This window comes from Halogranum gelatinilyticum (genome assembly GCF_900103715.1).
GTDB classification, from domain to species: Archaea; Halobacteriota; Halobacteria; order Halobacteriales; family Haloferacaceae; genus Halogranum; species Halogranum gelatinilyticum.
The window spans coordinates 342161-367579 of the sequence record NZ_FNHL01000001.1 but is presented as its reverse complement, the minus strand read 5'-3'; the positions used below and the strand labels follow the sequence as shown (position 1 = coordinate 367579).

At 67.2% G+C, this 25419-nt stretch carries 33 protein-coding genes; 16 read left to right on the top strand and 17 right to left on the bottom strand.

Translation table 11 applies throughout. The features are described 5' to 3' along the window. Window positions 1-166: 166 nt before the first annotated feature. Window positions 167-313 carry a DUF7563 family protein gene (locus BLR57_RS20010; RefSeq protein WP_449271664.1) on the top strand — a complete coding sequence of 49 codons (147 nt, stop codon included), beginning with the start codon at window positions 167-169 and terminating at the stop codon, window positions 311-313. Window positions 314-430: 117 nt separating this feature from the next. Beyond that, on the top strand, window positions 431-688 hold the full coding sequence (locus tag BLR57_RS01860) for a GIY-YIG nuclease family protein (RefSeq protein WP_089693573.1): 258 nt from the start codon (window positions 431-433) through the stop codon (window positions 686-688). Between the two features lie 75 nt (window positions 689-763). Here the strand turns inward: BLR57_RS01860 and BLR57_RS01855 are convergent, their stop codons facing one another. Beyond that, the gene (locus BLR57_RS01855) at window positions 764-1321 is read right to left on the bottom strand and encodes an NADPH-dependent FMN reductase (protein ID WP_089693571.1); all 558 of its coding nucleotides are present in this window, start codon (window positions 1319-1321) and stop codon (window positions 764-766) included. Between the two features lie 133 nt (window positions 1322-1454). On the opposite strand from BLR57_RS01855, the gene BLR57_RS01850 reads away from it, so the two are divergent. Continuing rightward, window positions 1455-2828: a phosphoglucomutase/phosphomannomutase family protein gene (locus BLR57_RS01850; protein WP_089693569.1), complete on the top strand. Its 1374-nt coding sequence runs from the start codon at window positions 1455-1457 to the stop codon at window positions 2826-2828. 4 nt (window positions 2829-2832) lie between these two features. Here BLR57_RS01850 and BLR57_RS01845 read toward each other — a convergent pair whose 3' ends face one another. The 4 genes from BLR57_RS01845 to BLR57_RS01830 are packed head-to-tail and all read right to left on the bottom strand — an operon-like array spanning window position 2833 to window position 4750. Then, window positions 2833-3039: a hypothetical protein gene (locus tag BLR57_RS01845; RefSeq protein WP_089693567.1), complete on the bottom strand. Its 207-nt coding sequence runs from the start codon at window positions 3037-3039 to the stop codon at window positions 2833-2835. A gap of 44 nt (window positions 3040-3083) precedes the next feature. Then, the gene (locus BLR57_RS01840; protein ID WP_089693564.1) at window positions 3084-3464 is read right to left on the bottom strand and encodes a GNAT family N-acetyltransferase; all 381 of its coding nucleotides are present in this window, start codon (window positions 3462-3464) and stop codon (window positions 3084-3086) included. Further along, complete coding sequence (gene samp2 / locus BLR57_RS01835; protein ID WP_089693563.1) at window positions 3464-3694, bottom strand: ubiquitin-like small modifier protein SAMP2; 231 nt, start codon at window positions 3692-3694, stop codon at window positions 3464-3466. Before samp2 ends, BLR57_RS01840 begins: the two co-directional genes overlap by 1 nt. A 60-nt stretch (window positions 3695-3754) precedes the next feature. Continuing rightward, window positions 3755-4750, bottom strand: coding sequence for a bactofilin family protein (locus BLR57_RS01830; protein WP_089693561.1), 996 nt, complete (start codon window positions 4748-4750; stop codon window positions 3755-3757). Window positions 4751-4837: 87 nt separating this feature from the next. On the opposite strand from BLR57_RS01830, the gene BLR57_RS01825 reads away from it, so the two are divergent. Further along, window positions 4838-5809: a replication factor C small subunit gene (locus BLR57_RS01825; protein WP_089693559.1), complete on the top strand. Its 972-nt coding sequence runs from the start codon at window positions 4838-4840 to the stop codon at window positions 5807-5809. Between the two features lie 211 nt (window positions 5810-6020). On the opposite strand, the gene BLR57_RS19195 is transcribed toward BLR57_RS01825, so the two are convergent. Then, the gene (locus BLR57_RS19195; RefSeq protein WP_170830534.1) at window positions 6021-6188 is read right to left on the bottom strand and encodes a hypothetical protein; all 168 of its coding nucleotides are present in this window, start codon (window positions 6186-6188) and stop codon (window positions 6021-6023) included. Between the two features lie 61 nt (window positions 6189-6249). After that, window positions 6250-7194 carry a cation diffusion facilitator family transporter gene (locus BLR57_RS01820; RefSeq protein WP_089693557.1) on the bottom strand — a complete coding sequence of 315 codons (945 nt, stop codon included), beginning with the start codon at window positions 7192-7194 and terminating at the stop codon, window positions 6250-6252. A 134-nt stretch (window positions 7195-7328) separates the two neighbouring features. Between BLR57_RS01820 and BLR57_RS01815 the strand changes: the two genes are divergently transcribed. Beyond that, the gene (locus BLR57_RS01815) at window positions 7329-7841 is read left to right on the top strand and encodes a metallophosphoesterase (protein ID WP_089693555.1); all 513 of its coding nucleotides are present in this window, start codon (window positions 7329-7331) and stop codon (window positions 7839-7841) included. 248 nt (window positions 7842-8089) lie between these two features. Here BLR57_RS01815 and BLR57_RS01810 read toward each other — a convergent pair whose 3' ends face one another. Then, window positions 8090-8992 carry an ArsR/SmtB family transcription factor gene (locus BLR57_RS01810; RefSeq protein WP_089693553.1) on the bottom strand — a complete coding sequence of 301 codons (903 nt, stop codon included), beginning with the start codon at window positions 8990-8992 and terminating at the stop codon, window positions 8090-8092. Between the two features lie 159 nt (window positions 8993-9151). On the opposite strand from BLR57_RS01810, the gene BLR57_RS19190 reads away from it, so the two are divergent. Together BLR57_RS19190 and BLR57_RS01805 are read left to right on the top strand one after the other, a co-directional pair. Further along, window positions 9152-9325, top strand: coding sequence for a DUF7859 family protein (locus tag BLR57_RS19190; protein WP_170830533.1), 174 nt, complete (start codon window positions 9152-9154; stop codon window positions 9323-9325). Between the two features lie 63 nt (window positions 9326-9388). Further along, the gene (locus tag BLR57_RS01805) at window positions 9389-10582 is read left to right on the top strand and encodes an inorganic phosphate transporter (protein WP_089693551.1); all 1194 of its coding nucleotides are present in this window, start codon (window positions 9389-9391) and stop codon (window positions 10580-10582) included. Here the strand turns inward: BLR57_RS01805 and BLR57_RS01800 are convergent. The 3 genes from BLR57_RS01800 to BLR57_RS01790 form a co-directional block, all read right to left on the bottom strand. Beyond that, on the bottom strand, window positions 10579-11646 hold the full coding sequence (locus BLR57_RS01800) for a M23 family metallopeptidase (RefSeq protein ID WP_089693549.1): 1068 nt from the start codon (window positions 11644-11646) through the stop codon (window positions 10579-10581). The two genes, BLR57_RS01805 and BLR57_RS01800, sit on opposite strands and share 4 nt — an antisense overlap. 75 nt (window positions 11647-11721) lie before the next feature. Next, window positions 11722-12654: a DUF7351 domain-containing protein gene (locus BLR57_RS01795; RefSeq protein ID WP_089693547.1), complete on the bottom strand. Its 933-nt coding sequence runs from the start codon at window positions 12652-12654 to the stop codon at window positions 11722-11724. A 53-nt stretch (window positions 12655-12707) separates the two neighbouring features. After that, window positions 12708-14105 carry a hemolysin family protein gene (locus BLR57_RS01790; RefSeq protein WP_089693545.1) on the bottom strand — a complete coding sequence of 466 codons (1398 nt, stop codon included), beginning with the start codon at window positions 14103-14105 and terminating at the stop codon, window positions 12708-12710. A 179-nt stretch (window positions 14106-14284) separates the two neighbouring features. Here BLR57_RS01790 and BLR57_RS01785 point away from each other — a divergent pair, with 179 nt between their 5' ends. The 3 genes from BLR57_RS01785 to BLR57_RS01775 are packed head-to-tail and all read left to right on the top strand — an operon-like array spanning window position 14285 to window position 15686. Beyond that, window positions 14285-14548, top strand: a complete 264-nt coding sequence (locus BLR57_RS01785; RefSeq protein WP_089693542.1) for a glutathione S-transferase N-terminal domain-containing protein — start codon at window positions 14285-14287, stop codon at window positions 14546-14548. Then, entirely contained in the window at window positions 14548-15057 is a 510-nt protein-coding gene (locus BLR57_RS01780) for a redoxin domain-containing protein (RefSeq protein ID WP_089693540.1), read from the top strand. The genes BLR57_RS01785 and BLR57_RS01780 overlap by 1 nt, the downstream gene beginning before the upstream one ends. A gap of 44 nt (window positions 15058-15101) precedes the next feature. Next, the gene (locus BLR57_RS01775) at window positions 15102-15686 is read left to right on the top strand and encodes an L-threonylcarbamoyladenylate synthase (protein ID WP_089693538.1); all 585 of its coding nucleotides are present in this window, start codon (window positions 15102-15104) and stop codon (window positions 15684-15686) included. On the opposite strand, the gene BLR57_RS01770 is transcribed toward BLR57_RS01775, so the two are convergent. Next, window positions 15683-16360, bottom strand: coding sequence for a CRISPR-associated protein Cas4 (locus BLR57_RS01770; protein WP_089693537.1), 678 nt, complete (start codon window positions 16358-16360; stop codon window positions 15683-15685). The two genes, BLR57_RS01775 and BLR57_RS01770, sit on opposite strands and share 4 nt — an antisense overlap. A 119-nt stretch (window positions 16361-16479) precedes the next feature. After that, window positions 16480-17079, bottom strand: coding sequence for a conditioned medium-induced protein 4 (locus BLR57_RS01765; RefSeq protein WP_089693535.1), 600 nt, complete (start codon window positions 17077-17079; stop codon window positions 16480-16482). Window positions 17080-17193: 114 nt separating this feature from the next. Between BLR57_RS01765 and BLR57_RS01760 the strand changes: the two genes are divergently transcribed. From BLR57_RS01760 to BLR57_RS01745, 4 genes are all read left to right on the top strand, one after another. Further along, window positions 17194-17778 carry a biotin transporter BioY gene (locus BLR57_RS01760; RefSeq protein ID WP_089693532.1) on the top strand — a complete coding sequence of 195 codons (585 nt, stop codon included), beginning with the start codon at window positions 17194-17196 and terminating at the stop codon, window positions 17776-17778. 12 nt (window positions 17779-17790) lie between these two features. Then, window positions 17791-18552, top strand: a complete 762-nt coding sequence (locus tag BLR57_RS01755; protein WP_089693530.1) for an energy-coupling factor ABC transporter ATP-binding protein — start codon at window positions 17791-17793, stop codon at window positions 18550-18552. Window positions 18553-18558: 6 nt separating this feature from the next. Then, complete coding sequence (locus BLR57_RS01750) at window positions 18559-19263, top strand: energy-coupling factor transporter transmembrane component T family protein (protein ID WP_089693528.1); 705 nt, start codon at window positions 18559-18561, stop codon at window positions 19261-19263. A gap of 84 nt (window positions 19264-19347) precedes the next feature. Continuing rightward, complete coding sequence (locus BLR57_RS01745) at window positions 19348-21510, top strand: heterodisulfide reductase-related iron-sulfur binding cluster (protein ID WP_089693526.1); 2163 nt, start codon at window positions 19348-19350, stop codon at window positions 21508-21510. A gap of 2 nt (window positions 21511-21512) precedes the next feature. On the opposite strand, the gene BLR57_RS01740 is transcribed toward BLR57_RS01745, so the two are convergent. After that, entirely contained in the window at window positions 21513-22052 is a 540-nt protein-coding gene (locus BLR57_RS01740) for a GNAT family N-acetyltransferase (protein ID WP_089693523.1), read from the bottom strand. A gap of 45 nt (window positions 22053-22097) precedes the next feature. Continuing rightward, complete coding sequence (locus tag BLR57_RS01735) at window positions 22098-22553, bottom strand: ferritin-like domain-containing protein (RefSeq protein WP_089693521.1); 456 nt, start codon at window positions 22551-22553, stop codon at window positions 22098-22100. Between the two features lie 215 nt (window positions 22554-22768). Here BLR57_RS01735 and BLR57_RS01730 point away from each other — a divergent pair, with 215 nt between their 5' ends. Next, window positions 22769-23251 (top strand): cupin domain-containing protein, encoded by a 483-nt coding sequence (locus BLR57_RS01730; RefSeq protein WP_089693518.1) that lies wholly within the window; start codon window positions 22769-22771, stop codon window positions 23249-23251. An 83-nt stretch (window positions 23252-23334) separates the two neighbouring features. Further along, window positions 23335-23691: a thiol-disulfide oxidoreductase DCC family protein gene (locus BLR57_RS01725; RefSeq protein WP_089693516.1), complete on the top strand. Its 357-nt coding sequence runs from the start codon at window positions 23335-23337 to the stop codon at window positions 23689-23691. A 30-nt stretch (window positions 23692-23721) separates the two neighbouring features. Here the strand turns inward: BLR57_RS01725 and BLR57_RS01720 are convergent, their stop codons facing one another. Beyond that, window positions 23722-24003 carry a DUF7853 family protein gene (locus BLR57_RS01720; protein WP_089693514.1) on the bottom strand — a complete coding sequence of 94 codons (282 nt, stop codon included), beginning with the start codon at window positions 24001-24003 and terminating at the stop codon, window positions 23722-23724. A gap of 178 nt (window positions 24004-24181) precedes the next feature. Next, window positions 24182-25345 carry an acyl-CoA dehydrogenase family protein gene (locus BLR57_RS01715; RefSeq protein WP_089693512.1) on the bottom strand — a complete coding sequence of 388 codons (1164 nt, stop codon included), beginning with the start codon at window positions 25343-25345 and terminating at the stop codon, window positions 24182-24184. Between the last annotated feature and the right edge of the window lie 74 nt (window positions 25346-25419).

Below are 25419 nucleotides of genomic sequence, written 5' to 3'. Positions count from 1 at the left end.
ATCGCCTGCCGACGTCCGAACGGTGAGGTCGGCACTCGTCAACTGCTGACGTGGTAATCCGGCACACGTTGCCGGTTCCGCGCGCACACGCGCGCACACACGGGGAACCTATTTGGGTATGCGACTCATAGGGACGGACACCGGCAACGGTGGATGCCGGACAACTATGCCAAGTTGCGACCACTGCGGGTCGCACGTGTCGGAACGCTTCGCACGCGTGTTCGCCGACGAGACGGGCCAGGTCTTCGCCTGCCCGAACTGCTCGGCAAACGCGGGTATCGCGGAAGTCGCACGACAGCGTGCACGCGCATAATCAACTGAGCCAGGTAACGCAACGGACACAACCACCACGCGAAGCCAATACCTGATCCACCGCAGTCACGGCCGGGGGTTCCGGGTGCCTTATCGGCCCCGGACCCGTTGTCCGGCCGTGCACTACGTCTACATCGTCGAGTGTCACGACGGCACCTACTACACCGGCTACACTACGGACGTCGAGCGACGCGTCGACGAGCACAACGACGGGACGGGCGCGAAGTACACCCGCGGGCGGACGCCGGTCGAACTGGTCCACACCGAGTCGTTCGACTCGAAGTCGGGGGCGATGAGCCGCGAGTACGAGATCAAACAGCTGACGCGCCGGGAGAAAGAGCAGCTGGTTGCGTCGTCGGCCGTCGCCGACCGCTGACGCGTCTGCGACGGGTGGTCTTCAGTCGTCGGCAGCGACGAGTGGCGTTCGGTCGTCGGCAACGACGAGTAATCCTCAGTCGTCGACAGCGAGAGGCGATTTCCCCTGACTGACTGCGGCGGCGTGTTTGGCGACCAGTAGTCCGAGTTCTTCGGTTCGTTTGCGGAGGCCCTCGTCGACGAATTCACCGTCCTCGAACTGACGGGAGGCGTGAGGGATACCCACCTGCTGGGGAATCGTCCAGCCGTGGACGTTGCGGACGGTCGAGCGCATATGTTCGAGCGTCGCCCCATGGGACGCGCCACCGGCGGTCACGAGCAGGCCGACGACGGTATCCTCGTAGTCGTCGCCCGAACAGTAGTCGTGGAAGTTCTTCAGCGTCGAGGAGAGCGTCCCGTGGTAGACGGGTGAGCCGAGAATCACGCCGTCGGCTTCCCGGACTCGGCGGACGAGCGCGGCGGAGTCGCCCTGGACGTCCTCGTCGGGGTGGTAGAGCGGGAGGTCGACGGCACCGAGGTCGAGGAGGTCGACCTCGGCACCGGCCTGCTCGGCGGCGGCGAGTGCGTGTTCGAGTGCGATCTTCGTGTAGCTGCCTGCCCGACGGCTGCCACAGACGGCGACGACTGTCGTCATTGGCGTTTATCCGTGACGACCGGGTTAAAACTCGTCGCCTCTCCGTAGAAATCAACAGTCAGCTGGCACGAAGCCCGTCGGGGAGGCTTACGCCGGGAGATGGTTTTTTGGCCGGGCGGCGGGAGTGACTCGTATGGACGAGATCTCTTTCGGTACCGACGGCTGGCGTGCCACACTGGACACCTTCACCGACGACCGTGTCCGCATCGTCGGACAGGCGGTCGCCGACTATCTCCGCGACGAGGGCCACGACGAGCCGGTCGTCGTCGGCTACGACGCCCGCGAGACCTCGCCCGGCTTCGCCGAGAGTCTCGCCGAGGTGCTTTCCGGAAACGGCTTCGACGTGATTCTCCCCGAGCGCGACTCGCCGACGCCCGTGACGGCGTGGGCCATCGTCTCCCGTGAGTGCGCCGGCGCACTGATGGTCACGGCCTCGCACAACCCGCCCGAGTACAACGGCGTGAAGTTCATCCCCGAGGACGGCGCGCCCGCACTGCCCGAGGTGACCGAACAGATCGAGGCGAACCTCCGCGAACCCGACTTCCTGCCCGAAGACGAACACGGCTCTATCGACCGCGTCGACCTCGTCGCCGACCACGCCGAGCACGCTCGGGACCTCGCCGACGCGGACCTCTCGGGGCTCACCGTCGTCTACGACGCGATGCACGGCAGCGGCCGCGGCGTGACCGACGAACTCCTCGAATCCGCCGGTGCGGAAGTCATCACGCTCCGCACCGACGAGGACCCGACGTTCGGCGGAAACTCGCCGGAACCGAGCGCGGAGAACCTCGAAGGGCTGGTCGAGGCCGTCCGCGAACACGACGCGGACTTCGGGGTCGCCAACGACGGCGACGCCGACCGCCTCGCGCTGGCGACGCCCGAGCGCGGCTTCCTCGACGAGAACCTCTTCTTCGCCGCAGTCTACGACTATCTCCTCGAATCGGATTCCGGGCCAGCAGTCCGCACGGTCTCGACGACGTTCCTCATCGACCGCATCGCCGAGGCGCACGGCGAGGAGGTCTACGAGACCCCCGTCGGCTTCAAGTGGGTCGCGCAGGCGATGGGCGAACACGACGTGCTGATGGGCGGCGAGGAGTCCGGCGGCTTCTCGGTCCGCGGCCACATCCGCGAGAAGGACGGCGTCCTGATGTCGCTCGTCGCCGGCGCGGCAGCCAGCGAGGAGTCCATCGACAGCCGCGTCGACCGCCTGCTGGAGGAACACGGCGACATCGTCGCCGACAAGGTCAGCCTGGAGTGCCCCGACGACGAGAAAGAGCGCGTCCTCTCGGACCTCGAAAGCGAGATTCCGGAGTCGGTCGCCGGGCGCGAGGTGGCGAAGGTCGTCACGCTCGACGGCTTCAAGCTCCTGCTCGACGACGGCTCGTGGCTCCTCGTCCGCCCGAGCGGGACGGAGCCGGCGATGCGTATCTACGCCGAAGCCGGGAGCGAGGAGCGCGTGGAAGCACTGCTCGCCGACGGCCGCGAGCTGGTCAGCGCGCTGCTCTGAGCACTCACTGACCCGGCGGCGGGCGGTGAGCCTGCATACTCCGCACGCCGAGCGCGACGACGATGACGGCGGCCACGCCGAGCGCGAAGAACTCGAGACCGGGAACGGTTCCCTGCTGGAGCCAGGTGTAGGCGTCGTCGACGACGACCACGACGAGGATGGTTGCGACGAGCAGCCAGCCGAGCACACCGAGGCCGTACTTCTCGTTCATACTGGCCACTCCTCGACCGAGACCTATAGCTCTGTTTCCGCCACCTACAGCCGACCCCACAGCCGACCGTCCCGCCGTTCGACCTCGAAACCGAGCGCGTCGTAGAAGGGCCGCACGCTGTCGTCGAAGTCAGCGGTGAGCGCGCCGTCGACGGCGTCGGCCGCTGCCTCGACCAGCCGCCTCCCGATACCGCGGCCACGACGCTCTTTCTGGACGGCGACGGCGTCGACGTGGCTCCCGTCGAGCGCGAGCGCGCCGACGACGCGGCCGTCGGCGTCGGCGACGAGGACGCTCCCGTCACTGATTCGGTCCCCGACCTCGCCTGCGTCGGCTTCGAGGACCGCGGCGTCGAACAGTCGCATGACGGCGACGAGGTCGTCGGCCGTCGCAGCCCTGATGCGGACGGTCTCTCTACCCTCGGCCATCACTCGACAGTGTCCTCGTGCGGGCACGGCGCGCCGCCCTTGATGAGTCGGAGCACCTTCACGTGGTCCGTCTCCACGGGCTGGTCCTCGGGGACGGGACGGCCGTCGACGAGGACCGACACCTCGTGCGGCGAGAGGTCGAGGGCCGAGAGGAGGTCGGCGTAGGTGCCGTCAGGGGGGACAGAAACCTCGTGGGTCTCCTCACCGACGACTTCGACGGTGACGTTCATACGTCCGCTCGGTCGTGCGGCCGTTTCAGCGTTGCCGTCTGTGGCTCGCTCGCCCCCGGTTCACCGCTGGCCGCGCGTCTCGGCGACGAGCGCGCCGAGTCCGGTCAGGAGCGCGATAGTCGGGACGGCCACGCCGACGACCGGAACCTGCCACGCGAGGGTGACCGCGGCGGCACCGACGAGCGGGGCTACCTGTCCACCGTCGCGGTCGACGACAGCGAGAAGCCGGGAGCCGAGTGCGACCTGTCCGGCCGCGAGACCGGCGAGCGCGAGGGTGACACCGAGCGTCAGGACGACGGCCGCGACGGGCAGTCCGACGAGCGAGGCGGCGAGGAGGACGGCGACGACGACGAGCGTCAGGACCGCGACGAGACCGGTCAGGAGGCTGTCGAGCAGCCGCCCGTGGTGTCGACGAGTCACGCTCGCGACGGACATCCCGAGCCACTGCATTCCGGCGAGACCGACGAGCGCGGCGAGACCGGGGACCAGCACTGGGGCGAACCGAGTCAGTCGCAGGAGCGTCCCGAGGGGACCGAGGAACCGACTGGTCGGGTCGAGCGTGCCGACGACGGTTCCCCCTTCGTCGGCGAGGCGGGCGTCGTAGACGAGGTCCCCGGAGACCCGGCCTCCCTCGGCGAGGACGACACGGTCGCCGAGGACCTGCACGTCGTCGGCGACGGTGCCAGCGAGCCGGACGCTCCCGCCGCCGGCGTTGAGCGGTCCCGAGAGCGTGGCGTTCTCGGCGACGACGACCCGGCCGCCGTAGGCGACGGTGCTGCCGCCGACGTCGCCCGCGAGGCGGACGGTGCCGCCGAACGCCTGCACGTCGCCCGTGACCTCGCCCCTGACGACGACGGTCACGCCGTAGGCTCGGAGGTCACCCTCGACGGTCCCGGCGACGACCACGGTCTCGCCGCTCGCGACCTGGCCGCCTCGGACGGTCTCGCCTCCGCCTCCGACGACGGTGGGGGGTGTCGCGACGGCGAGCGCGCCCGCACCGACGACGAGCGCGACGAGGAGGGCAGCGACGAGCGTCGTGGGGCGGGGACGGCGCATGGTTCGTCCGAGTCGTCGGCCGGGGGTGAGATAAGTCGGGCGACTACTCTCGGGGAGTTTATCAGGCGACCCGCACCTACAACGGGTATGAGCGAGGCCGAGAGTTCGTCGCCGGGCCGCGAGATCTGGATCGAGAAGTACCGACCGCAGACGCTCGACGACGTGTACGGACAGGAGGACATCGTCGACCGCCTGGAGAGCTACATCGCCCAGCACGACCTGCCGCATCTCCTCTTTGCCGGTCCCGCGGGCATCGGCAAGACGACCTGCGCGACCGCCATCGCCCGCGAGGTCTACGGCGACGACTGGCGCGGCAACTTCCTCGAACTCAACGCCTCCGACGAACGCGGTATCGACGTCGTCCGCGACCGCATCAAGAACTTCGCCCGCGCCTCCTTCGGCGGCCACGATTACCGTATCATCTTCCTCGACGAGGCCGACTCGCTGACCTCGGACGCCCAGTCCGCGCTCCGCCGGACGATGGAGCAGTTCTCGGACAACACCCGCTTTATCCTCTCGTGTAACTACTCCTCGAAGATCATCGACCCCATCCAGTCGCGGTGTGCGGTCTTCCGGTTCTCGCCGCTCTCGGACGACGCCGTCGCGGGCCAGATTCGGAAGATCGCGAACCGCGAAGGCATCGAGATGACCGACGAGGGGCTGGACGCGCTGGTCTACGCCGCCGACGGCGACATGCGCCGCGCCATCAACTCCCTGCAGGCGGCGGCGACGACGGGCGACGTCGTCGACGAGGAAGCCGTCTACATGATTACGAGTACCGCCCGCCCCGAGGAGATCGAGTCGATGGTGACCGCCGCAATCGATGGCGACTTCGCCCGCGCGCGCTCGACACTCGATACGCTCCTCACCGAGACGGGGATGGCCGGCGGCGACATCATCGACCAACTGCACCGCGGCGCGTGGGACTTCGGGCTCAGCCAGCGCGAGACGGTCCGGCTGATGGAACGCATCGGCGAGGCCGACTACCGCATCACTGAAGGGGCGAACGAGCAGGTGCAGTTAGAGGCACTGCTCGCGTCGCTCGCGCTGGACGAATAGGCCGGGACGAAACAGAGGCCATCTACCGCTGACGACGGTTTTTACGACTCTTCGACGCGGACTATTCGGTGAAATCCTCGTGCGCTCGACGTTCCCCCTCCAGGCGCACCGTCACGCACTCAGTGCCCGTGAACTGACCAGCAGGTATGGCACGTGGTCGTCGGGCCGAACCGCTTCGTCGACAGCGAGTCGAAGCACACTCTCGCTCGCGTCATCCCGCTCGGATACCGAGCACGAACAGTCCTGTTCCGAAGATTCCGAGTACGAAACCGACCAACGGGAGCGGGAACACACTCTCGAAGAACGTCACGAAGAGTACGCCGAGGAGGGTCGCCTGCACACCGGCGAGCGTGGTTTTGAGCGCGAATCGGTCGGACACAGGACACACGTGTGTGTCAACAGACAAGAAAGCTTGCTGCGTGTCGTCGACGGCTTCCGACTCACACCTCGGGTTCGATGTAGATCATCTTCACCCGACTGTCCGCGTTCTTCAACTTCCCCTCGATCTGTTCGATGTCCTCGTCGATAGCACCCGTCACCAGGTCGTCGTTGAAACTCACTTCTGCCGCCACCAGTACCTTCGCCGGGCCGACGAACATCGTCCGGAAGCTGTCGATGTGCGTGACGCCCTGGTGGTCGTTGATTACTGCGCGGAGCCGTTCTTCGACGCTGGAGTCGAGACTCTCGCCAAGCAGGAGTCGCTTGTTCTCCCACGCCAGCGCGACGGCGAATCCCATGAGCATGAGACCGATGAGGAGCGCGGAGACGGCGTCGAAGAGCGGGTTGCCCGTGAACTGCGTGAGCAGGATGCCGACGAGGGCGATGGCGGCCCCCGCGAGCGCGATGGTGTCCTCGGTGAACGCCGTGAGCGTCGTCACGTCGCTGGTCTTGCGGAACGCCTCGGGGATGCCCGACCAGCCGTACTCCGTGATCTGCCGCTGGAGTTCGTCGTTGGCCTTGACGAACGCGTAGGTCTCGAACGCGATGGCACCGAGGAGGACGACGACCGAGACGTACCACGGCGGGAACGGCCCGATGCCGAGGATGGTCACCGGGTCGAGGCTCGCGCTGTGGGGATGCATGATCGCGTCGTAGCCGTGTTTGACCGACTCCCAGCCCGCGATACCGAAGAGCAACACGGAGACGAGGAAGCTGTAGAAGAACTGTGCCTTGCCGTAGCCGAAGGGATGCTCCTGGTCCGGCTCCTTCCCGCTGTAGCGGATACCCACGAGGAGGAACACCTGATTGCCCGTATCGGAGATGGAGTGGTAGACCTCCGAGAGCATCGAGGGACTGCCGGTCAGGAGGAAGGCGAAGAACTTGAGAATCGCAATCGCCCCGTTGGCGAAGAGGGCGGCGATGACGACCGATTTGCTGCCTGCCATACGCGACGACTCACGAGGGTCGGGGTTAACGGTTCCGACCGTTCGGCCGAGTGAGAGGTCCGGACGGCGTGGCCGCCTCCGTCGAACGCGACGACGACGGCAGCTTTCAGTAGCCCGCCGTCCTACGACTCCTCATGCTCGTCGTCGTCTCCGATACCCACAGCACCGACAGCCACCGACTGACCGGCCGGACGCTCGACGCCGTCCGCGAGGCCGACCTCGTCGTCCACGCCGGCGACTTTATCACCGAGAGCGTGCTGGACGCCTTCTACGACGAGGCCGACGTCTTGCGAGCGGTCTACGGCAACAACGACGACGCCGGGATTCGGAGCCGTATCCCCGAATCACGCACCGTCGAGTACGGCGACGTCCGCTTCGCCGTCACCCACACCCGTCGCGGCGGGGCGACCGAACTCACGCTGTTCGGCCGCGAACGCGACGCCGACGCCGTGATCTTCGGCCACAGCCACCGGCCGGGCTTCGACGCGACGGGGCCGCTCCCCCTCCTGAATCCGGGGAGCCACGCCCAGCCACGAGGAAACCGGCTGGCCCACGCGGAGCTAGAGGAGATGTCAGGTGGGCTGCGCGGCCGACTCGTCACGCCGGACGGCGACGTCTTCGAGGAGTTCAGGATTCTCGCGGAGTAATGAGATTGTGATCCGGCAGACGAGATGAGGGAGGACCGAAGCAGCGGGAGTCGGGCAGTGGGAGAGGGGTGGGGACGCGCCGCCCGCCTCGTCGTGACGGGACCGGTTCACACACTGGCCGTCGGATGGCTGTCATCCACGTGGAGACGTGGGGGCGTTCTCCACGGAGTGGAGGGCCGAAGCGGGCGTGCGCACCTCTTGCTATGCGGTGTTATCTCAAATACACTTGGTAAGCACAAACAGCCGTTTTACCTACGCGCTCGGAGGAGCAGAATCCCCACCAAGAGCACCGTCAGCCCGCCGAGAAAGAAGAGTACGCCGGGCGACGTCGCGAGGCTGTCGAGTAGCGTCGGGTCGGCCGCCCTGACCGCCGAGTCGGTCACCCGCGCCGCCGTCTCGGTCGCCGTCTGCGTCGCCTCCGGAGCGGCCGTCGCCGTCGGCTCGGCGGTCGCCTGCGGTGTCTCGGTCGCCGCCTGCGTCGTCTCCTCGGCGATGGAGATGCCCGGCTCCGAGGTCGTGCTCGTCGGCTCGGGCGTCGCCGTCTCCACGTCCGTCGATTCCACTGAGACCGACGTGTCCGTCGTCGTCGACTCCGCGCCACCTGCCGCGCCGTCGTCTGCGGAGCCGGAGCCACCGCTCGTCGACTGTGCACCGCCAGCGTCGCCACCACCCCCGGCACCGGCACCACCACTCGTGAACAGTCGGCTCGTCGGCCCGCCGGCGAGACGGTCGACGACGAGGCTCGCAGCCCCGAGGACGCCGACGCCGCCGAGCAGTCGGCCGAGGGTCGTCTGGAGACCGGTGGTGTCCTCCTCGCGGCCCGCGACGACGACGAGCGCGCGGTCGACCGGGACGTAGACCTTCATCTCGCGGCCCTTCTCGGAGTAGACCGTGTCGCCGACCTCGATGAGGTCCGCCGATTCGAGTTTCTCGAGGTGGTACTGGGCGTTCTGCAGAGAGGTGTCGACGCGGTCGGCGAGGTCGCTCGCGGAGCCAGGCTCCTCGTGAAGCTCAGAGAGCAGTCGACGGGCGGTCCGCGAGGAGAGCGCGGCCAGGAGGTCGTCCGCGGCGTCGCTGTCGACGCCGATGACTCGGGGGTCGTCACTCTCCGGCCCGTCGAGGTCGGACGTGGAGGGCAAAATGTCCGCCATCGGAGACGGCTACCGAGTCCGGGGGCATGAGTCTTCTCCTCGTGTCGCCCGAAGGCGTGCTCGCCAGCGACCCACGAGTCGGCGACCGTGAACCTGTGACCACGAGTCGGCGACAGCCACGCCGAAACGGCTTTGGAGCCGCCGACGGAAGGGTGCCGTATGTCTCTCGTCGCGCTCCAGGGTGGAGGAATCGTCGACTTCCTTCTCTCCAACCCCGTCTTTACCGGGCTTCTTATTGTGATGCTCCTGTTCGTCTTCTTCAGCTATCTATTCATCAGACGGACGCTCACCGGACTCCGCGAAGGGTACGACCAGGGCCGTCGTGGGAACTGAGATGACCACACCACCCGACTCGTTCGCACACGAACACACCGCGCGCGAACGGAGCGACCGCTGATGGTCGCCACCGCGGTCGTCGCGACCTTCGCCGTCGCCGCGCTCGCCAGCCTCTTTATGGCGTGGGCCATCGGTGCCGGCTCCTCCGGGTCGACGCCCTTTGCCCCCGCCGTCGGCGCAAACGCCATCTCGGTCATGCGCGCCGGGTTCATCGTCGGCCTGCTCGGCTTCTTGGGGGCTGTCCTCCAGGGCCAGAACGTCTCGAACGCCATCGGGACGGAGCTGATCGTCGGCCAGACGCTGACCGCGACGGCGGCGGTCGTCGGTCTCCTGACGGCGGCAGGTCTCGTCGCCATCGGCGTCTTCACGGGCTACCCCATCGCGACGGCGTTCACCGTCACCGGCGCGGTCGTCGGCGTCGGTCTCGCGCTCGGCGGCGACCCCGCGTGGGCGAAATACCAACAGATCGTCACGCTGTGGGTGCTCGTCCCCTTCGTCGGCGGCGGCGTCGCCTACGCGACCGCACGGACCCTCCGCAGTGAGCGCGTCAAAGAACGAATCGCCGTCCCGATCTTGGGTGGCATCGTCGGCGCGCTCGTCGCGACCATCCAGTTCGCGCTCCTCGGCGACGGCGACGGCCCGCGCTCCATCGCGCAGGTCGCGAGCGACCTGCTCGCACTGCCGCCCGTGCTCGGTGTCGACAGCGGCGTCATCGTCGCGACACTCCTCGCCGCGCTGCTCGCGGGCGGCCTCCTCTACCAGGATATGGCAGCCGACGAGGCCCGCGGCCAACGGCGGTTCCTGCTCGCGCTCGGCGGTCTCGTCGCCTTCTCCGCTGGCGGCAGTCAGGTCGGGCTGGCCATCGGCCCGCTCGTCCCGCTGCTCGACGACGTGACCGTCCCCCTCATCGCCCTGCTCGTCGGCGGCGGTCTCGGTCTCTTGGCCGGGTCGTGGACGGGCGCGCCCCGGATGATCAAGGCACTCGCACGCGACTACTCCTCGCTCGGACCGCGCCGCTCTATCGCCGCGCTCATCCCCTCCTTCGCCATCGCACAGGCCGCCGTCGCGCTCGGCGTTCCCGTCTCGTTCAACGAGATCATCGTCTCGGCCATCGTCGGCAGCGGCTACGCGGCTGGCGGTGCGGGCGTCAGCCGACAGAAGATGGTCTATACGGTGTTGGCGTGGATCGGCTCGCTCGCACTCGCACTCGGCGTGAGCTACACGGTGTTTCTCGGCGTCGACGCGCTCTTTTAAGGGTCGGTATCCGCATCTGCATCTGTCTCGGAGTTTTCATCCGACGTGCGGTGTTCGACCCGCTGCCCCGCGGTTACGTACGTTCGACCGTGAGCAGTCCGCTCGTCCGACAGGCCGACCCGCGTCGTCACGTCGTCGAACGCGACCGGCAGCCCCATCCCCCGGAAGAACCCCGGCCGGTCCTGCACGTGAGCGTGGAGATGCGGCTCCGTCGAGTTCCCCGAGTGGCCACAGCGACCGACCTGCTGGCCTCGTTCGACGCGGTCGCCCGCGGAGACTGCGACGCTCCCCTGCTGGAGATGTGCGAGGACGCTGTACTCGCCGCCGTCGTGTTCGATGGTGAGCCAGTTCCCCCGGATGTCCCGCTGGGTCGGGTCGAGCCAGCCGCCTGCGCGGTGGTAGTCGCGGTGGCCGTCGCTGGCGGCGACGACGACGCCGTCGGCGGGGGCGACGACCGGCTCGCCGAAGCAGTAGTAGTCCTCGGGCGACGAGCCGTCGCCCGTGTGAGTTCGTCCCGCTTCGTCGGTTATCACGAAGTCGTAGGCGTACCGCTGGGTGAGGATGTCCCACGAGTGCGACTGGGCGCGCTCGGTGCTGCCGCCGATGACGGTCCACTCGCCGTCGAAGGGGAGACGAAACGAGGTCGACTGCTCGTAGCGGTCGGGACGCGGGAGTCGGCCGCGGTACCGCAGGAGGATGGGAACGTGACCTGCCAGCTGGCGGAGCCCCTGCAGTTGCACGAACGGATTGAGCTGTTGGTACGCGATGGAGACGTAGACTGGCCACATCGAGGGAGTCCCGCCCTCGACCCAGTCGGTCGGACTCCCGTCGTCGGGCGTGGGGAGTGCCGTCCGCACGAGCGGCCAGAGCGCGAAGAGGAAACAGAGCGCGAACACGCGGAGCGGCGACAGCGAGTCGGAGAGATAGCCCGGCACCGAGAGGAAGCCGAGAACCGCGAACAGCGACGGGTCGGGGAAGCGGTCGCGGAGGCTGGGCCGGTGGCCGTCGGCGGCGTCGCCAGCGTCGCCAGCGTCGGCGTCTGCCGATGGAGGAGTTTCGGTCATGACAGAAAGAGCGGCGGCGACGGGGTTCAACGTTTGGCGAAGGAATTTTCTATTGAATATCTGATATTAGTGCATTCACTCGACGGCCGTCGAGACGACGCGTGCGGTCTCGTCGAGGTCGACACGGAGCGTCTCGCCGCCGAGCGTGACGGCGACACGGACGCGAGCGTCCGTCGCCCCCGGTGGTTCCTCGGACCCGTCGCCAGCGAGTTCGGTCGCCGCGTCGCGCTGGACGACGGGGAGTTCCCACAGATACCGCTCGCTCGGAGCGACGCCGTGGTGGTGGGAGAAGCCGACCACGTCCGGCTGCGTGAGGAGACAGAACCCGACCGGGCCGACGACCCGCAGCCCGCACGTGTCACAGGTCGCCCGAAAGCCAGGTGAGACCTCCTCGCTCTCGTCGCCGAGACCGGTCAGGCGAGTCGTCGCCGTCCCCCAACAGCCCGGACACGCGCCAGCGAGCAACAGCTCGACCGTATGCGAGAGGTTGAGTCGGGCGACGGCAACGAGCTCCGGAATCGACCGACCGGTCGCCGCGTTCGGCGGGAGACTCCAGACGAACAGTGGGTGGCCGTCCGCGCAGGCGACCCGGAGGACGCCGTCGGCGTAGCGGCCGGAGACGCCGGCGTCACACAGGGGACAGTCGCTGTCGAGTTCGGTGGGTCCGACCGACTCGCGACGGGTGTAGGTCCCGGCGAGGATGGCGGCGACCACCGCGTGCCCGGCCTCGGTCAGGCGGTAGCCGCCCTCGACCTTCGCCACGAACGTCCCGAGCAGCTGCTTCAGATGGTAGAGAAAGCGTCCCGAGTCGGCGACATCGACGCCTTTGCGGAGCGTCGAGAAGGAGAGCACCGCGTCGTCGGGCTGTTCGCGGTAACGGTCGGCGAGGACGCGCACGATGTCGACGCGGACCGGGTCGCTCAACGCACCGAACGCGGCGTCGGGGTCCGTGTGCGTTCGGCCCTCGGTGTCGGCGTCGCCGTCGGATGTGGAAGATGGGAGAGTCACGGTGACCAGTCACGCAGAGAGGGGACGCGCGCGACGAAAAAGCTGTGCGGCGACTAGTTGCCGCTCTCGACTTCGGCTTCCTGCTCGTCGGTCTCTTCGTCGTCCTCGTCGGGCTCGTCGACGTCCTGTTTCGTGATGCGCGCCTTCATGATGCGAGTGTTGTCGACCTGCTCGATGCGGATGACGACGCTGCCGTAGGCGATCTCCTCGCCCTCCTCGACGAGGCGACCGGCGCGGTTGAAGATGAAGCCAGCAAGCGTCTCGAACTCCTCGCCCTCGGGCAGTTCGAGTTCAAGCACCTCGTTGACCTCGTCGATGTTGACCTCGCCGCGGACGAGCGTCGTGTCCTCGTCGAGGAACTCGAACGGTTCCTCCTCGTCGCCTTCGAGGATGTCGCCGACGATCTCCTCGACCATGTCTTCGAGGGTGATGATGCCCTCGGTCGTCCCGAACTCGTCGATGACGATGACCATCTGCATCCGGTTCTCCTGGATCTCTTGGAGCAGTTCGTCGATGTTCTTCGACTCGGGGACGTGCAGCGTGGGCTGGACCGTGTCGATGAGCGTGCCCTCGCCCTCGCCGTAGTACTTCTGGCGGACGAGGTTCCGGACGTTGACGATGCCGATGATGTTGTCGAGATTGCCGTCGTAGACCGGGATGCGCTCGTGGTCCGACTGGACACAGGTCTCGATGGCCTCGTCGAGCGTCGCGTCCTTCGGGACGGCCGTGACGTCGAGTCGCGGCGTCATGACCTCCTTGGCGATGGTGGAGTTGAAGCGGAAGATGCGCTGGAGCATCTCGCGTTCCTCTTCCTCGATGACGCCCTCGCGTTCGCCGGTCTGGATCATGTCCTGGATCTCGTCGCGAGTGACGTACGAGGTCTCGATGGACGAGCGGCCGCCCGTGACGCGGTTGACGACACGGGTCAGGTAGTCGAAGAGGATCACCAGCGGCATGAGGACGTACTCCGAGAGCTTCAGCGGCCGGGCGATGCGCAGTGCCCACGATTCGGTGTTCTCGACGGCGTACGACTTCGGCGCGCTCTCCCCGAACAGCAGGACGAGCGTCGTGATGCCGAAGGTGGCCGCGAGCACCGCCTGCCCCTGCGAGAGGTAGATGGCAAACAGCCCCGTGGCGATGGACGACATCGCGATGTTGACGATGTTGTTCCCGACGAGGATGGTCACCAGCAGTCGGTGTGGGTCGTCTTTCAGGTCTTTGACCGCCTCAGCACCCGGAACACCGTCGTTGACGAGCGAGTCGACGCGGTGCTTCGCGAGCGAGAACATCGCGATCTCCGACGAGGAGAAGAACGCCGACAGTCCGGTGAGGACGACGATTGCGACGATGCCGGCAATCGTCACTGACGTGTCGTCAATCGGTAGCAACTGCAACAGTTGCGTGACTTGTCCGGGAACGGCGAGAGGAGTAACTGACAGCGGCAAACCCATGTAACACCTGACCTTGACGGGGGCGAGAATTAAGGGTTACCCTCCGGGAGCGCGAGAAGCCGGTCCGAGGGTCGCCGAGCGGGCTGAAAGAGTCGGGGAACCGAGTGGACCGGCGTCGGCGTCCCACGCGGATGCCCGCGAGCGAAGGGCTTAGGCGACTCACGGACGAAGAGACATCCATGTCAGACGACGAGCCAACCATCACGCTGTACCGGCTGCAAGCGTGCCCGTACTGCGAACGTGTCGTCCGCAAGCTCCAAGAGTGCGACGTCGACTATCGGTCGCGGTTCGTCGAGCCGATGCACTCGGACCGCAACGTCGTCAAGCGGATCAGTGGCAAGCGGTCGGTTCCGGCCATCGAGGACCACAGCACCGGCGTGACGATGTCCGAATCCGCCAACATCGTCGACTATCTCGAGAAGACCTACGGGGGTGCCGCATAATGGTCGACTTCGACGTCGTCGAGCTGGGCGCAGCCGACCACGTCGACGTCGGCGAACAGGCACCGGACTTCACCCGCCCGCTCGTCAACACCGAATACTGGGAGAGCCGCTCGCTCTCCTCGTTGACCGACGAGGGACCGGTCCTGCTCGTCTTCTACCCGATGGACGGCGCGTTCCCCGCGACGTACATCTGGAACGAACTCCGCGACCGCGAGCTCGGCGAGCACGTCACGGTCGTCGGCTGCTCCATCTCCGACCCCTACGCCCACAAACAGCTCATCGCGGAGCGAGGGATGGACTACCGGCTGTTCTCGGACCCGAGCGCCGACGTCGCCCGTGAGTACGGCATCGACCACGAACTCGACGGCATGGCCGGTATCCGCGAGCCGCGGCCGGCGGTCTTCCTCCTCGACGAGGAGCGGACAGTCCAGTACGCGTGGGTCGCCGAGGAGTGGCCCTCGTTCCCCGACTACGACGAGGTCGAGGACGCAGTCCGGTCGCACACGTAGGCCAAGTCAGCAGCTTTTCGAGCGGCCGCCGCCAACGGAGAGCCATGCGAGCGGACGTACGCGACGCTGTCGCCGCCGTCGAACGCGGCGAGGCGGTCGTCTACCCGACGGAGACGGTGTACGGACTCGGAGCGGACGCACTCGACGCCGAGGCAGTCGAAGGCGTCTTCGAGCTGAAGGGACGCAGCCGCGACAAGCCGCTGTCGTTCGGCGTCGCTGACGTCGACACCGCACTGGAGTACACCCGACCGACCGAGCGGGAGGAGGCGTTCATGCGCGAGTTCCTCCCCGGTCCCGTCACGGTCGTCGTCGAACGCCGCGAGACCGTGCCGGACGTCCTCGTCTCGGGGAAGGAGCGCGTCGGGGTTCGGATTCCCGACCACGAGACTGCACTGGAACTGCTCCGTGAGACCGGCCCGCTGACGGCGACGAGTGCCAACGTCAGCGGCTCGCCGAGCGTCCTTCGCGTAGCGGACCTCGACGACCGCATCCGCGACGGGGCCGGTGCCGTCGTCGACGGCGGCGAGACGCCCGGCACCGAGAGCACCGTGGTCGACCCCGGCTCGGGGACGGTCCACCGACGCGGCGCGAACGCCGACGCCATCGAGGCGTGGCTGGCCGAGCACTAAAGCCCGAGTAACGACCGCAACGACCGCGTTTTGACGCCGCACTGACTCCGGTAGTCACAGCTGTCACACTTGTCGCTGCCGCGGAGCCGCGGCGGCGGCCCGTCCAGCCCCCGGACCGTCCGGAGTGCCGTTCGGTAGACGGCCTTCTTGCGCGTCGTCAGCCGAACAGTGCGGACGACGCCGTGGGTCGGATACTCAACGAGCGCGGTCGGGATTTCACGCTCGCGCTCCCACGACAGGGCCTTCGCGGCTGCGACGGCCTTGACGGTCTGTGGCTCCCAGACGCCCCGTTCAGGGGGCGTGCCGGGCGAGACGAGCACCGGCACAGGCGGGTCGTCGGCTCCGGAAGGATCGAGCAGTTTGTGTGCGACACCGCGGCAGTCCTTCCCCGTCAGGAGGGTGTCGCGCCGGGTCGGGTCCGTCAGCGCGTCCCAGTCGTCGCGGGCGGCGAGACGGCCGAGTGCCGCACGGTAGCTCTCGGGGGCGACGGCGACAGGGAGGTCGCGGAGTTTCGCGTCGCTGGCGTCGCGAAGCTCCGGATACTGGAAGGCGAGTTCTTTTGCCTCGTCGACGGCGGGCGGTGGTGCTCGGTCGTCGTCGCGGCGGGCGTAGTAGAGCTGTCGCGGGCAGTACGTCGCGCGAGCGAGGTCGCCGAAGGAGACGAGGTCGGACACGACGTGAGGTGGCCGCGTCCTCGTATTTGAACGTGGAGGTGGACGTGGGCCGTCGAGGGGAGAGAAAGAGGGAGAGAGATGCGCACGGCTGGGGCGAACGGCCGTCGCAAAAACCCCGGTTAGAACGAGACGTCGGTCTCGATGTCCTCGGTCGCGTCGTGAAGCCCGTCCTCGCGGGCGTCCCGCGCCATCCGGTTCGTCAGCGCCGAGTCCGTCAGCAGTTCCTCGAACTCGTCGCGGAAGCGGTCGTTCGCGCGGGTCGATTCGAGGTCCGCCTCGACGACCTCGGTGTAGTGGGTGACGACCGACTCGTCGGCACCGAGCACCTCGGCGCGCTCGTCGAGCGGTGCCTCCTCGACCAGGAGCGCGCGGAGGTCGTCCAACGGGAAGGGTGCCTCGCGGTCGTCCGCGCGGACGAGATGGAGGTCCATCCGGGCGTTGAACACGGTCTCCTCGTCGGTGCCGAGCGCGTCAGCGATGTCGGCGTCCGTCTCGCCGTCGTAGAACCGTTCGACGACCTCCTGGAGGTCGTCGTCGTCGAGTTCCGAGACGAAGCTGTACTTGTCGCGCATCGTGCCGATGATCTCCGCGAGCCGTTCCCCTGCGCCAGTGCCATCCTCGGTGAGCGAGCCACGAGTCTCCTCTTGACTCTCCGTCACCGTGTCCGACCCCGTCGCGTCGATGAAGATATCACGGAGCTCAGCAGTCTTCTCGTCCATTGGTACAGACTACAACGCGGGAACGACCAAAAGGCTGTTCCCAAAAGAGTTGGGGACACTGGACGAGTTGCTGTCAACCGATGGTTTCAAACTGGTTTACGAGAGAGAGGAGATATGGCAACATCCACCGACTCCGTCGACCTCGTCGGCGACGAGGCCGTCGTCAACCTCGCCCGAGCGGCACTGTTCGCCGCGTTGATGGGCGCGTTCGCCTTCGTCTCGTTCCCGAACCCACTCTCGCCCGCACCCATCACCCTGCAGGTGCTCGGCGTCTTCCTCGCGGGCATCATGCTCGGACCCGTCTGGGGTGCCGCCGCGATGTTCCTCTATCTCGCGGCGGGCGCGGTCGGCGCGCCGGTCTTCGCCGGTGGCTCGGCGGGACTCGGCGTCCTGCTGGCCGAACCGACGCTCGGCTATCTCTGGTCGTATCCGGTCGCCGCCGCGGTCGTCGGTCTCGTCGTCCACCGCGGCCCGGCACTCCGTGACTACCGCGAGGCGAGCCTCCCGACGCTCGTCGGCGCGATGGTCCTCGGCGTCGTCGTCATCTACACCCTCGGTATCGCCGGGCTGATGGCGGTGCTCGGCCTGAGCGTGACGGAGGCCTTCGTCGGCGGCGCGGCCGCCTTCATCCCCGCCGAGGCCTTCAAGATCGCCGCCGCGGTCGGCATCGTCCGGTCTGACGCTATCGCCGCCGACTGAGGTCGAGCGACGATGATCGAGACCCGCGGCCTGACCCACCGCTACGGCGACACCGTCGCCGTCGACGACGTCTCCCTCTCCGTCCCTGACGGCGAGTTCCTCCTGCTCGTCGGGGCCAACGGCTCCGGCAAGAGCACGCTCGTCCGCCACTTCAACGGCCTCTTGGAACCGGACGAAGGGGAGGTGTTGGTCAACGGAACGGCCGTCCGAGACGACCTCGTCGCCGCCCGGACCGCCGTCGGCATGGTGTTTCAGGAGCCGCGCGACCAGCTCGTCGCCGCCACTGTCGGCGCGGACGTCGCCTTCGGCCCGGAGAATTTGGGCCTTTCCCGAGAAGAAATCGACCGCCGCGTTGCCGAGGCACTCGCCGCGGTCAACCTCGACGAGAGAGCAGGAGAGAGCGTCCACGAACTCTCCGGCGGCGAGCGCGAGCGGGTCGCCATCGCGGGCGCGCTGGCGATGGAGCCGGACCATCTCGTCCTCGACGAACCCTTCACCGGCTTGGACGAACCGGCCCGCCGGTCGGTCGTCGCCCGCTTACGGGAACTCCACGCCGACGGGACGGGCGTCGTCGTCGTCACCCACGACCTGCGGGACGTGCTCGGACTCGCCGACCGGGTCGTCGCGATGGCCGACGGCCGAGTCGTCCTCGACGACGACCCCCAGGGCGCGCTCGCGGACCTCGCGGGCCTGAACGTCCGGGTACCCACCGCAGCCGGAGCCGACGACGACCCCGGCGGCGTCGGCGACGTCGCCGACACCGGGACCGACTGACTGATCATGCTCACCTACAGCCCCGGCGACTCGCTCGCCCACCGCCTCGACCCGCGGACGAAGCTCTTGTTGCAGATCACGTTCGTCGCGTCGGCGGTGGCCCACACGACACCGCGGGGGCTGGCGGTCCTCACCGGTCTCACGGCCGTGCTGCTCGGTCTCTCTCGCCTGTCGCCGACGACGGCACTCTGGGAGTTCCGGTACGCACTGCCCCTCCTCGTCGTCGGCCCGCTCGTCGCGGGCGCGACGCTCGGCGCGCCGTGGTTCGTCGTGAGCGAAGCCCGCGAGACGTCACTCGCGAGCTACCGGGTGCTCCTCGTACTTCTCGTCAGTGCCGCCTACGTGCGGACGACCGCGCCGCGCGACTCGCGGGCGGCCATCCAGCGGAGTGTGCCGGGAAAGCCCGGCCAGTTCCTCGGCATGGGCGTTGGGCTCGTCTTCCGGTTTCTCCCCCTCTTGCAGTCGGACCTCGCGCGGACGCGAGAGGCCATCGCAGCCCGTCTCGGCGAGGAGCGGCCGGTCCACGAACGAATGGAACTCGTCGCGACGGCGGGGCTGAACCGCGCGTTTCAGCGGGCGGACACACTCGGTCTCGCGATGCAGGCACGGTGTCTGTCGTGGAACCCGACGCTCCCCCCGCTTCGGTTCACCCGCCTCGACGCGCCCGCGGTTGCGCTCGCGGCAGTGCTTGCTGTCAGCGTACTGTTCTGAACCCCGGGGCGGCGGCGGGATACCGGGAGACACGACCCACATCCGGTGGCAAGATTTAACCGTTCACTATCCGGGTGATTGAGTATGATATTCCTGCAATCGACCGTGACGCGGGAAACGTTCTGGACCATCGGTCCGGTCGGGAAGGCCCTGTTCTACGGTCTCGCGGCCATGGCGGTCTTGGTCTTCCTCTACGGAGTCTACGAACGGTTCGCCCGCTACACGAAGGGAACCGACGACTGGTTCGACCGGCTCGACAACCTCGGCGAGCGCGTGGCCTGGTCGGCGAAGGTCGTCCTCTCGAACGAGAAGCAGTTCGACCGCGACCTCTACGGAGGCATCATGCACGCCTTCATCCTCTGGGGCTTTCTCACCCTCCTCATCGGAACGACCATCCTCGCCATCGACATCGACGGCTACCGACTCCTCACCGCCCTCTTGACCGGGCAAGAACAGTCCTTCTTCGTCGGCGACTTCTACCTCTCGTACTCGCTGGTGATGGACGCGATGGGACTGCTCTTCGTCGTCGGCGTCGGCATGGCCATCTACCGCCGCTACGTCGTCCGCAACCACCGCCTGTGGGGGAAACACACCTCCCTTGAGGACGACGCGTTCATCTGGACGCTCTTTCTCCTCGGAGTGGGCGGCTACGTCATCGAGGCGTTCCGCATCGTCGGCACCGGCTTCCCCGAGTTCGAGACGGTGAGCTTCGTCGGCTACTTCGGCGCGCTCGTCTTCGACGCCGCCGGGATGACCCCCGCGATGGCCGAGAGCCTCTACTGGTGGGGCTGGTGGTCTCACGCCCTGCTCGCACTGGGCTTCGTCGCGCTCATCCCCTACGCCAAGCCGTTCCACATGCTCTCCTCGTTCGCCAACGTCGTCACCCGCGACGAGAAGGCCGGCAAACGCCTCCCGGGCGTCCCGGCGGACCTCGCGCCCGACGACATCGGCTACACCTCCGCCGACGACTTCTCGTGGAAACAGATGCTCGACATGGACGCCTGCACGAAATGTGGCCGGTGTTCGTCGGTCTGTCCGGCGAAGGCGTCGGGACGAAACCTCGACCCACGGGACGTCATCCTCGACCTGAAACAGTACCGTGACGACCTCGACGCCGGGCGCACGGAATCCGTCGACATCGTCGCCGACGGCGGTACCTCTGTGATTGCCTCCGAGTCGATGGAATCCTGCATGGCCTGTATGGCCTGCATGGACGCCTGCCCGGTCGAGATCGAACATCTCAGCCACTTCACCGAGATGAACCGCCGGCTGACCGAGACGGGCCAGATGCAGGAGACCGTCCAGGAGTCGATGATGAACGTCTTCCAGAACGGCAACACGTTCGGCGAACCCGAGCGCAAGCGCGGCGACTGGACCGACGAGCTGGACTTCGAGGTTCCCGACGCCCGCGAGGAGGACGTCGAGTTCCTCTGGTACGTCGGCGAGTATCCCTCCTACGACGAGCGGAACCAGCGGGTCGCCCGGTCGCTCGCGCGACTGTTCCACGAGTCGGGCGTCTCCTACGGCATCCTCTACGAGGACGAACGGCACGACGGCAACGACGTCCGCCGCGTCGGCGAGGAAGGGCTCTACGAGATGCTCGTCGAGGACAACGTCGCGGCCTTCGCTGACTGCGAGTTCGAGAAGATCGTCTGTACGGACCCCCACTCCTACAACACGTTCAAAAACGAATATCCCGAGATGGCCGCGGAGATGGACACCGAGTTCGACTATCCGGTCTACCACTACACGCAGGTCGTCGAAACGCTCGTGAACGAGGGACGGCTCGGTCTCGACGGCACCGAGTTGAACTACAGCGTCACCTACCACGACCCGTGTCACCTCGGCCGGTACAACGGCGAGTACGAGGCTCCCCGCGAAGTCATCAAAGCGACCGGCGTCGACCTCGCGGAGATGCCGCGGAACCGCAACAACTCCTTCTGTTGTGGCGGCGGCGGCGGCGGTCTCTGGATGGACCTCGAAGAGGAGTCGAAGCCGAGCGAGGAGCGGCTCCGCGAGGCACTCGAAGACACGGAGGCCGGTGCAGCGGTCGAGAAGTTCGTCGTCGCCTGCCCGATGTGCGGGACGATGTACGAGGACGGCCGGAAGACCGGCGACTTCGAAGACGACATCGAGATCGTCGACATCACCGAACTCATCGTCGAGGCACTCGACACGGGAGCCGCTCGCGAGGGCGCGATGAGCACGGACGAACTCGGCGGCGGCCCGGCGACGGCCGACGACTGAGGCTACGACGCTCCGTTTCGCCACTCAGATTCGAGCAACCCGTAGAGCACGCGGTCGACGTACTCCCCGTCGACGAAATACTGGTCGCGCTGGCGACCCTCTTCGACGAAGCCGAGCGTTTCCAGTCCGGCCCGTGACGGTTCGTTCGTCGCGAGTGCTCCGGCGACGAGTCTGTGGAGCCGACGCTCCGCGAAGGCGTACTCGACGAGGAGTTCGGCCGCCTCGGTCCCGTATCCCGCTCCCTGCGCGTCGGGGGTGACCCACGCCGCGAGCTCCGCACGGCCCGAATCGTGGTTCACGTCGAACAGCGAGCAGAAGCCGACGGCGTCGCCGTCGACACAGGCGAGCAGGTTCACGCCGCCGGTGTCGGACATGTAGCCCTCGAAGTCCGCTTCGAGCTGCTCGCGGTTCTCAGGCTGGACCCGCGGCATCCACCGCCGGACGGCCGGATGGTTTCGGTTCCGTTGGAGGAAGTCGAGGTCGTCGCGTTCGACGGTTCTCAACGTCACGTCGTCGCCAGTGAGAAAGACGGGACCGGGCATGGCGACACGGACAGCCGGGGTCGCCAAAGCCCTTCGGGTGGGGCGTTAGTTGTTGTCGTACTCTTTCTTGAAGCCGCGGAACTCCGTGCGGTGGGCCTCCTCGTCGGCGAGCACCGTCACGGCGAGGTCCTCTGTCACGGGGTCGTCGGCTTCTTCGGCGGCGTTGATGAGCGCGCGGTATGTCGAGATGGCGTCCTCCTCGGCGTCGAGGACGCCGTTGATGACCGAGAGGACGTCCGTGCTGTCCTCCGGCGGCTGGAGGCTGTGCTGGTTCGCGGTGAACTCGGCGGAGCCGGGCGGACGCTCGTCGAGCTGTTTCAGCCGCTGGCCGAGCAGTTCGGCGTGGTTGAGTTCCTCTTGGATGTCGGTCTGGAGGGACTCTTTGATCTCCTCGGCGCGGACACCGTCGAGGATGATGGAGTTCGTCAGATAGTTCATGACGGTCTCGATCTCGTCGGCGTACGCTTTCTTCAGCAGGTCGGTGACTTCCTGAGAGGTCATTACGTCCAAAGCGTCACACGCGAGAGACAAATAGGTATCCGCCGGGGAAGTTCAGACGCGACTCGCGAGGACGTCGGGAGCGTCGACCGGACGGACGCCGTCGGCGAGACCGACGTCGGTGGCGACGGTGCCCTGCGAGGCGTGTGAAGCGGAGCGCGGGGCAGCTACGGGACAGCCACCGAAGACTCAACTGTGCACTGAGTGACATGGGAGCTATGGAGCCGACGAACGAGGCCGACCTGGAGTGGACCGAGACGCACCACGGCGAGACAGAGTTCCGGCGGAAGAGGCTCGCCGCGGCCGCGGGTGGCGACCGACTCGGCTGTAGCCTCTACGAACTCCCGGCGGGAGCGAAGTCGTGGCCCTTCCACTACCACACCGGTAACGAGGAGGCACTGTACGTCCTCGCCGGAGCGGGGACGCTCCGCCTCGGCGACGGAAGCCACCCGCTCCGCGCTGGCGACTACGTCGCGCTTCCCGCGGGAGAGACCGGCGGCCATCGCGTAATCAACGACGGCGACGACCCACTGCGGTATCTCGCCGTGTCGACGATGGGCGACCCGGACGTGACGGTCTACCCCGACTCGGGGAAGGTCGGCGTCTTCGCGGGGTCGCCACCCGGCGGCGACGGGGAGCGGACCGTCCACGGCTACTTCCGCGAGGACGACGCCGTCTCCTACTGGGAGGGCGAGGAGTAGGACCAATAGAGCGGACGGGCTTTTGTCCGTCCGGTGCCAAGTGGGAGTATGGACTGTCGACCCGCGGACGGAGGGTGGATGCGATGACGAGACCCCGGATCGTCTACGACGACGACTGTGGGTTCTGTACGTGGTCGGCGGCGTTCGCCGACCGCCACGGCGACTTCGAGCTGGTCGGCTTCTCCGATCTCGGCCGCGAGGAGCTGGTCCGGCTGCCAGCGAACTACGAGCGGTGTGTCCATCTCCTGACCGACGACGCCGTCTACTCCTGTGGCGAGGCGACGGAACAGATTCTCGCCCGGCTCGACCCGGCGGCACAGGAGGTCTTCGGCGCGCTGCGCGGCGTGCCGGGCTACGCGGGGACGAGAGAGAAAGCGTACCGCTGGGCGGCCGACCGGCGGGCGTGGTGGGGCAAACTCGTCAGTCGGGACTCGGTGTGAGGGCTGGCGGGGTCGGCGGGGACCGGCGAGTTACGCGAGGGCGGCGTCGAGCGTGTCGAGGAGTGACTCGACGACCTCGCGGTCGCGCGGCGGCGCGTCGACCAGATATCTCGTGAGGGCTGTCCGGAGCGCGCGGAGTTCGGCAGGCATGAACTCGTCGCTCCGTTCGACCGTCTCGAGGAGGCTCACGTCACACCAGTCGCTGCCGCCCTCCGCACCTTCGAGTGCCCTGAGGACGGCCGCGTGCGCGACCCACCGCTCTTCGAGCGTCAGGTCGAGCGGGACCGGCTGGCCGTGGGCCGATTCAGTCATCTATGGTTCCTCCATCTAAGTGTACGAGACGTTCTGACAAAAGTATGCGTAGTGTTGGCAAAGCTCACGCACAACAGCGGAACGCGTCGGCAAGTCACTCGAACGGTGAGAGACAGAACTACTCGAACGCCGAAATACCAGTCGGCTCACGGGGATTTCAGGTGTTCTCGTGATACAGTCACTCGAACGCTGAAATCCCCGTGAGATCCTGCCCCAACACCAACGTGTGGATGTCGTGGGTGCCCTCGTAGGTGTAGACCGTCTCCATGTTCGAGAGATGTCGCATCGGCGGATAGTCGGTCGTGATGCCGTTGCCGCCGAGCATCTCGCGGGCGATCCGCGCCTGGTCGCGGGCCATCCGGACGTTGTTGCGCTTGGCCATCGAGACCTGCTGCGGGCGGAGGTCGCCGCGCTCTTTCAACTCCGCGAGGCGGTAGGCGAGCAGCTGGGCCGTCGTAATCTGCGTCGCCATCTCGGCGAGTTTGTCCTGCTGGAGCTGGAAGCGAGCGATAGGACCGCCGAACTGCTCGCGGTCTTTGGCGTACTCGCGGGCCGTCTCGAAGCAGTTGCGGGCAGCACCCACTGCACCCCACGCGATACCGAAGCGCGCCTGCGTGAGACACGACAGCGGGCCTTTCATCCCCGCGACGCCCGGCAGGACGTTCTCCTCGGGCACGCGAACGTCGTCGAGGGCGATCTCGCCCGTGATGGAGGCCCGCAGCGAGAGCTTCTCGTGAATCTCGTCCGTCGAGACGCCGTCGCGGTCGGTCTCGACGAGGAAGCCGCGGACGGGCGTGTCGTCGGCAGAGGTGTCGCGCGCCCAGACGACGGCGACGTCAGCGATGGGTGAGTTCGTGATCCACGTCTTCGCGCCGTTGAGGACGTAGCCGTCGCCGTCCTTCTCCGCTCTCGTCTCCATCGCCGACGGATCCGAGCCGTGTTCGGGTTCCGTGAGACCGAAACAGCCGACAGCCTCGCCGGTGCCGAGTTTCGGGAGCCACCGCTCTTTCTGTTCCTCGCTCCCGTAGGCGTGGATGGGATACATAACCAGCGCGCCCTGCACGCTGGCCATCGAGCGCAGGCCGGAGTCGCAGGCTTCCAGTTCCTGCATCAAGAGTCCGTAGGCCGTCTCGCTGACGTTCGGCAGGCCGTAGCCGTCGAGGTTCGGCGCGTAGAAGCCGAGTTCGCCCATCTCCGGGATGAGTTCGGTCGGAAACGTCCCCTCCAGATAGTGCTCGCCGATGTCCGGCCGGACCTCTTGCTCCACGAACTCCCGCGCCGTGTCGCGAATCATCCGCTCTTCGGCGTCGAGGTCCTGCTCCAAATCCACGTAATCGAGCATGAAGGTTCTTCGGCACCGTCCGGTGAAAAGTATTCGCAAGTGTTGCCTCGTCGAACGGACGGCAGGGCGACGGA

Coding starts and splice junctions, on each gene's coding strand:
- BLR57_RS01750 (WP_089693528.1), top strand. CDS start 18,559: ATGCTCACCTACAGCCCCGGCGACTCGCTCGCCCACCGCCTCGACCCG.
- BLR57_RS01740 (WP_089693523.1), bottom strand. CDS start 22,052: ATGCCCGGTCCCGTCTTTCTCACTGGCGACGACGTGACGTTGAGAACC.
- BLR57_RS01850 (WP_089693569.1), top strand. CDS start 1,455: ATGGACGAGATCTCTTTCGGTACCGACGGCTGGCGTGCCACACTGGAC.
- BLR57_RS01830 (WP_089693561.1), bottom strand. CDS start 4,750: ATGCGCCGTCCCCGCCCCACGACGCTCGTCGCTGCCCTCCTCGTCGCG.
- BLR57_RS01790 (WP_089693545.1), bottom strand. CDS start 14,105: ATGGGTTTGCCGCTGTCAGTTACTCCTCTCGCCGTTCCCGGACAAGTC.
- BLR57_RS01820 (WP_089693557.1), bottom strand. CDS start 7,194: ATGGCAGGCAGCAAATCGGTCGTCATCGCCGCCCTCTTCGCCAACGGG.
- BLR57_RS01730 (WP_089693518.1), top strand. CDS start 22,769: ATGGAGCCGACGAACGAGGCCGACCTGGAGTGGACCGAGACGCACCAC.
- BLR57_RS01800 (WP_089693549.1), bottom strand. CDS start 11,646: ATGACCGAAACTCCTCCATCGGCAGACGCCGACGCTGGCGACGCTGGC.
- BLR57_RS01760 (WP_089693532.1), top strand. CDS start 17,194: ATGGCAACATCCACCGACTCCGTCGACCTCGTCGGCGACGAGGCCGTC.
- BLR57_RS01840 (WP_089693564.1), bottom strand. CDS start 3,464: ATGGCCGAGGGTAGAGAGACCGTCCGCATCAGGGCTGCGACGGCCGAC.
- BLR57_RS01780 (WP_089693540.1), top strand. CDS start 14,548: ATGGTCGACTTCGACGTCGTCGAGCTGGGCGCAGCCGACCACGTCGAC.
- BLR57_RS01785 (WP_089693542.1), top strand. CDS start 14,285: ATGTCAGACGACGAGCCAACCATCACGCTGTACCGGCTGCAAGCGTGC.
- BLR57_RS01855 (WP_089693571.1), bottom strand. CDS start 1,321: ATGACGACAGTCGTCGCCGTCTGTGGCAGCCGTCGGGCAGGCAGCTAC.
- BLR57_RS01765 (WP_089693535.1), bottom strand. CDS start 17,079: ATGGACGAGAAGACTGCTGAGCTCCGTGATATCTTCATCGACGCGACG.
- BLR57_RS01755 (WP_089693530.1), top strand. CDS start 17,791: ATGATCGAGACCCGCGGCCTGACCCACCGCTACGGCGACACCGTCGCC.
- BLR57_RS01720 (WP_089693514.1), bottom strand. CDS start 24,003: ATGACTGAATCGGCCCACGGCCAGCCGGTCCCGCTCGACCTGACGCTC.
- BLR57_RS01775 (WP_089693538.1), top strand. CDS start 15,102: ATGCGAGCGGACGTACGCGACGCTGTCGCCGCCGTCGAACGCGGCGAG.
- BLR57_RS01715 (WP_089693512.1), bottom strand. CDS start 25,345: ATGCTCGATTACGTGGATTTGGAGCAGGACCTCGACGCCGAAGAGCGG.
- BLR57_RS01845 (WP_089693567.1), bottom strand. CDS start 3,039: ATGAACGAGAAGTACGGCCTCGGTGTGCTCGGCTGGCTGCTCGTCGCA.
- BLR57_RS01825 (WP_089693559.1), top strand. CDS start 4,838: ATGAGCGAGGCCGAGAGTTCGTCGCCGGGCCGCGAGATCTGGATCGAG.
- BLR57_RS01735 (WP_089693521.1), bottom strand. CDS start 22,553: ATGACCTCTCAGGAAGTCACCGACCTGCTGAAGAAAGCGTACGCCGAC.
- BLR57_RS01725 (WP_089693516.1), top strand. CDS start 23,335: ATGACGAGACCCCGGATCGTCTACGACGACGACTGTGGGTTCTGTACG.
- BLR57_RS20010 (WP_449271664.1), top strand. CDS start 167: ATGCCAAGTTGCGACCACTGCGGGTCGCACGTGTCGGAACGCTTCGCA.
- BLR57_RS01815 (WP_089693555.1), top strand. CDS start 7,329: ATGCTCGTCGTCGTCTCCGATACCCACAGCACCGACAGCCACCGACTG.
- BLR57_RS01745 (WP_089693526.1), top strand. CDS start 19,348: ATGATATTCCTGCAATCGACCGTGACGCGGGAAACGTTCTGGACCATC.
- BLR57_RS01805 (WP_089693551.1), top strand. CDS start 9,389: ATGGTCGCCACCGCGGTCGTCGCGACCTTCGCCGTCGCCGCGCTCGCC.
- BLR57_RS01810 (WP_089693553.1), bottom strand. CDS start 8,992: ATGGCGGACATTTTGCCCTCCACGTCCGACCTCGACGGGCCGGAGAGT.
- samp2 (WP_089693563.1), bottom strand. CDS start 3,694: ATGAACGTCACCGTCGAAGTCGTCGGTGAGGAGACCCACGAGGTTTCT.
- BLR57_RS19190 (WP_170830533.1), top strand. CDS start 9,152: ATGTCTCTCGTCGCGCTCCAGGGTGGAGGAATCGTCGACTTCCTTCTC.